The organism is Pengzhenrongella sp. (genome assembly GCF_036565025.1).
Lineage (GTDB): Bacteria > Actinomycetota > Actinomycetes > Actinomycetales > Cellulomonadaceae > Pengzhenrongella.
This window is the reverse complement of sequence record NZ_DATCNW010000369.1, coordinates 1-5,097: the sequence shown is the minus strand read 5'-3', so window position 1 is coordinate 5,097 and position 5,097 is coordinate 1. Positions and strand designations below refer to the sequence as shown.

The following is a 5,097-nucleotide window of genomic DNA, read 5'->3' as shown; positions in this document are numbered from 1 at the left end:
GACCTCCACCGTGCCGCCGTCACGGCGCAGCGGCACCGCGACCGTCAGCTCGCGCCGGGACCGCGCGAGCATCGCGTGCATCCCGTCGTCGTAGCCGAGGAACCGCACCGCCTCGGTCAACTGATCCTGCGCGGCGTCCAGCGCATTCAGCACAAGCGAGCCGGCCGGCGGGGCGCCGGCCTCGGACAGGATGAGGGTCACAGTTCTTCTTCCTCTTCGGATTCGCCGGTGGTCGGCCGAATCAAATGGGTCATATCGCTGGCCCGTCACCATTGGCTTCTGCGGCAATGGAATGGGAACCTCGACAAGAATTGGACATTCGTCCGGGCGGGTCAATGGACCGTTTGTCCATGTCCGGCTCCCGACAGTGCCGATATGGTGCTCCCATGCCTCCCGCCGTCGTGTCGCCCGCTCCCGCCGCGACCCTGCGGATGCTGGTCGAGGCCCCGGAGCTGCGGTTGCGGTCCTGGATCGCCCCGCGCGACCTCGACCGGCCGATCGACTGGGTGCACATCAGCGAGCTCGCCGACCCCGCGGCGTTCCTGGAGGGCGGCGAGCTCCTGCTGACCACGGGGCTGCTGCTCCCCGACGACCCTGCGGGTCAGCGCGAGTACGTCGCCAGACTGGTCAGCGCCCGACTCACCGGACTCGGGTTCGGCACGGGCCTGGCTCACGACGAGGTCCCGGCGGCGCTCGTCGCGGCCGCGCAGGAGCTGCACCTGCCCCTGTTCGCCGTGCCCCTGGACACGCCGTTCATCGCGCTCAGCAAGATCGTGTCGCGGGCCATCGCTGCCGCGCGATACGACGAGGCGGTCCGCCTGAGCGAGGCCCAGCATGCGCTGACCCGCGCCGCGCTGCGTCACGACGGGTTCGCAACCCTGGTGGGCCGGCTCGCGGTGCTGCTCGACGGGTGGGTCGTGCTCACCGACGCGGCGGGCACTGCTGTCGAGGTGAGCCCGGCCGCGGCCCGCACCCTGCTGCCGTCGCTCCAGGCGGATCTCGACCGGCTCCGGCACCAACATCCGCCGGTCAGCTTGGCCAGCACCGATGCCGCCGGTGACATCGTCCTCCAGTCGCTCGGCACCAGCCAGGTCCGCGGCCTGCTGGTGGTGGGCAAGCCCGGCGGACTCGCCCCTGCGGATCGGCAGGTGATCAACACCGCGGCGTCCCTGCTCACCCTGGGGATGGAGCAGTCACGAACGCTCGACTCCGTACGCGAGCAGCTGCGCACGGTCCTCGTTCGGTTGTTCCTCGCCGGACAGGGCGATCCGGCCGAACGCGCAGCCCGCGCCCTGTTCGGAGCACTCCCCATCGAACCGGTGCACGTGCTCACCGCGAACGGGTCCACGCCCTTCATCCGGTCCTCGATCAACCTGCTGGAGAGTCGCAAGGACGGTTCGGTCCTGCACGCCGAGGTCGACGGCGCCCTGGTGGTCATCACAGCCGAGCCGGACCGGGTCGCGGTCCAGCTGGCCCGGCTACCGGGAGTGGGCTCGGTCGGCGTGTCCGAGGCCGGCGAGTACACCGCACTGGCCGAGCTGCGCACGCACTCCGCGCACGCGGGTCGGGCCGCCGCGCGCACCGGCTCCACCGTCCTGCGGTTCGAAGACCTGGCGAGCGAAGGACTCTTGCGCCTGGTGCCGCCCGGTGAGGCGGCCGCGTTCGCCGCGGCCCTGCTCGGACCGGTCCTCCAGCACGACGCCGACGGCCGTGGCGACCTCGTCAACTCCCTGCGCGTGTGGCTCGAGAGCAACGGGCAGTGGGATCCGGCGGCGGCTCGTCTGGGCGTGCACCGGCACACGCTGCGCAAGCGCATGGTGCGCGTCGAGCACCTGCTGGCCCGCAGCCTCGACTCGGTCGACGTCCGCTGCGAGCTCTGGCTGGCCCTGCAGGTACTCGAAGACGATCCGCGGACCCCAGGCCCGTGACCTGACGACCTGACGACCGTTGACCACCGCAACGTCCGAGCGTTGACGTCCTATAGGACGTCAACGCTCGGACGTTGCGGGTTTGCGGGGGTCTGCGGGAGTGAGTTCGCCGGCGTCTCGCGCCACTACGGAGCGGTCTGACCATTAAGGATGGACATTTCGGCACTGCCGTTGCCGCGCCGCGCCGCGCATCCTTGCACGCATGCCCTCCGCCCCGAACGCCGCCACCGCATCCCCGCCCGACGTCGACCGGTCCGCCTCTCGCGGCCCCGCCGACGGCGCCGACCACGCGACCGACCGCGCCGTCCCCGCCGTCGCGCGCCTGATTCGGACCGAGATTCCCGGACCGCTCTCCCGCGAGCTCGCCGGGCGCCGGTCCGCCGCCGTCGCGAAGGGGGTCGCGAGCGTGCTGCCGATCTTCGCGGCCTCAGCCGGCGACGGGGTGCTCACCGACGTCGACGGCAACACCCTGATCGACCTCGGGTCCGGGATCGCGGTGACCAGCGTCGGTGCCGCACCCGAGGTGATCGAGGCCATCCGCGAGCAGGCCGGCGCCTTCCTGCACACCTGTTTCATGATCGCGCCGTACGAGGGCTACGTGCGGGTCTGCGAGGAGCTCAACGCGCTGACCCCCGGCGACCATGACAAGCGCACCGTGCTGTTCAACAGCGGCTCGGAGGCGGTCGAGAACGCCGTCAAGGTGGCCCGGCACGCGACCGGCCGCCCCGCGATCGTCGCCTTCGACCACGCGTACCACGGGCGCACCAACCTCACCATGGCGCTGACCGCCAAGGCCATGCCCTACAAGTCCGGCTTCGGGCCGTTCGCGCCCGAGATCTACCGGGTGCCGATGTCCTACCCGTACCGCGACCCGGCCGGCCTCACCGGCCCGCAGGCGGCCGCGCGCGCGATCGACCAGATCGAGAAGCAGATCGGTGCGGACTCCCTCGCCGCGGTGCTCATCGAGCCCATCCAGGGCGAGGGCGGCTTCATCGTGCCGGCGCCCGGGTTCCTGCCCGCGATCGCCGCCTGGTGCCGCGCGAACGGCGTCGTGCTCATCGCCGACGAGGTGCAGACCGGGTTCTGCCGGACCGGCGACTGGTTCGCTGCCGAGCACGAGAACGTCGTCCCCGACCTGGTGACCACGGCCAAGGGCATCGCCAACGGGATGCCGCTGGCCGCCCTCACCGGCCGCGCCGAGCTGATGGACGCGGTGCACCCCGGCGGGCTCGGCGGGACGTTCGGCGGCAACCCGGTCTCCTGCGCGGCCGCGATCGCCACGATCGAGCTCATGCGCAGCCAGGATCTCGCGGGCACCGCCCGCCGGATCGGCGAGGCCGCGCTCCCCCGGCTGCACAGCCTCGCGGAGCGCACCGGGGTCATCGGCGACGTCCGCGGCCGGGGCGCGATGCTCGCCATCGAGCTGGTGCGGCCCGGGACCAACGAGCCCGACCCCCAGCTGACCGCTGCGGTCGCCGCCGCGTGCCACGCGGCGGGCGTCCTGGTGCTCACCGCCGGCACGTACAAGAACGTCATCCGGCTGCTGCCGCCGCTGGTCATCCCGCCCGAGGTGCTCGACGAGGGCCTGTCGGTCCTCGAGGCCACGCTCGAGCGCCTCGTCACGGAAGGGTCCTGATCATGACCAACGCAATGGATGAGAAGCGCGTCGTCGAGGCGGTCCGGACCGGACTGTTCATCGGTGGCGAGTGGCGGGAGTCCTCCACCGGCAACCGCCTGGACGTCGAGGACCCCTCGACCGGCGAGATCATCGCCAGCGTCGCCGACGCGAGCGTCGCGGACGGCGCCGCGGCACTGGACGCCGCGGCCAAGGCCCAGCTGTCCTGGGCCGCGACGGCGCCCCGCGTGCGCGGGGAGATTCTGCGCACGGCCTACGAGCTGATCGTCGAGCGCGCCGACGACCTCGCGCTGCTGATGACCCTCGAGATGGGCAAGCCGCTCGCCGAGTCGGCCGCCGAGATCGCCTACGGGGCGGAGTTCTTCCGGTGGTTCGCCGAGGAGGCCGTGCGGATCTCGGGGCGGTTCCAGACCTCGCCCAACGGCGCGACGCGACTGCTGACCATGCAGCAGCCGGTCGGGCCCGTGCTGATGATCACGCCGTGGAACTTCCCGCTCGCGATGGGCACCCGCAAGATCGGCCCGGCCATCGCGGCCGGCTGCACGATGGTGGTCAAGCCCGCCTCCCAGACCCCGCTGTCGATGCTGGCCCTGGCCGAGATCCTCAGCGAGGCCGGCCTGCCCGACGGCGTCCTGAACGTCGTCACCACGTCGTCGACCGGCGCGGTGATGGAGCCGCTGATCCGCGACCCGCGCCTGCGCAAGCTGACGTTCACCGGGTCGACGCCGGTCGGGCGCCGGCTGGTCGAGCAGAGCGCGCAGGGCCTGCTGCGGGTCTCGATGGAGCTCGGCGGGAACGCCCCGTTCCTCGTCTTCGCCGACGCCGACCTGGACCGGGCCGTGGACGGCGCGATGCTGGCCAAGATGCGTAACGGCGGCGAGGCGTGCACAGCCGCGAACCGGTTCCTCGTGCACACCTCCCTCGCGCCGGAGTTCTCCGCCCGCCTGACCGCCCGGATGGCCGCGCTGCAGGTGGGACGCGGCGCCGACCGTGCCGACGTCGGGCCGCTGATCGACGCCAAGCAGCGCGACAAGGTCGCCGAACTGGTTCAGGACGCCGTCGACGGCGGCGCCACGGTCACCACGGGCGGGAAGGCGACCGGCGACCGCGGGTATTTCTACGAGCCCACGGTGCTGACCGGCGTCGCGCCGTCCGCGCGCATCCTGCGCGAGGAGGTGTTCGGCCCGGTCGCGCCGATCATCACCTTCGATACCGACGACGAGGCGATCACGCTGGCCAACGACACCGAGTTCGGCCTCGCCGCCTACGCGTTCACCAAGGACCTGACCCGCACGCTGCGGGTCAGCGAGGAGCTCGAGGTCGGCATGGTCGCTATCAACCAGGGCATCATCTCCAACCCCGCCGCCCCGTTCGGCGGCATCAAGGCGAGCGGCTTCGGCCGCGAAGGCGGCCCCGAAGGCATCTCGGAGTACCTGGAGACAAAATACGTCGGGATCGCGCCCTAGCTCGACTGTCCGGCGCCGAACCCTCGACGTAACCCCCGAGTTGTCAGACGCTGCGCGCGCCAGGGAC

At 71.9% G+C, this 5,097-nt stretch carries 3 protein-coding genes and 1 pseudogene; 3 read left to right on the top strand and 1 reads right to left on the bottom strand.

Going from position 1 to position 5,097, the window contains the following annotated elements:
* Window positions 1-201, bottom strand: a pseudogene (locus VIM26_RS21020) (glutamate dehydrogenase); the annotation flags it as partial.
* Window positions 202-386: 185 nt separating this feature from the next.
* Here VIM26_RS21020 and VIM26_RS21015 point away from each other — a divergent pair.
* The 3 genes from VIM26_RS21015 (at window position 387) to VIM26_RS21005 (ending at window position 5,030) form a co-directional block, all read left to right on the top strand.
* On the top strand, window positions 387-1,928 hold the full coding sequence (locus tag VIM26_RS21015; RefSeq protein ID WP_331954891.1) for a PucR family transcriptional regulator: 1,542 nt from the start codon (window positions 387-389) through the stop codon (window positions 1,926-1,928).
* Window positions 1,929-2,130: 202 nt separating this feature from the next.
* Window positions 2,131-3,564: a 4-aminobutyrate--2-oxoglutarate transaminase gene (gabT, locus tag VIM26_RS21010; protein ID WP_331954889.1), complete on the top strand. Its 1,434-nt coding sequence runs from the start codon at window positions 2,131-2,133 to the stop codon at window positions 3,562-3,564.
* A 2-nt stretch (window positions 3,565-3,566) separates the two neighbouring features.
* Entirely contained in the window at window positions 3,567-5,030 is a 1,464-nt protein-coding gene (locus VIM26_RS21005) for an NAD-dependent succinate-semialdehyde dehydrogenase (RefSeq protein ID WP_331954887.1), read from the top strand.
* Window positions 5,031-5,097 lie beyond the last annotated feature (67 nt).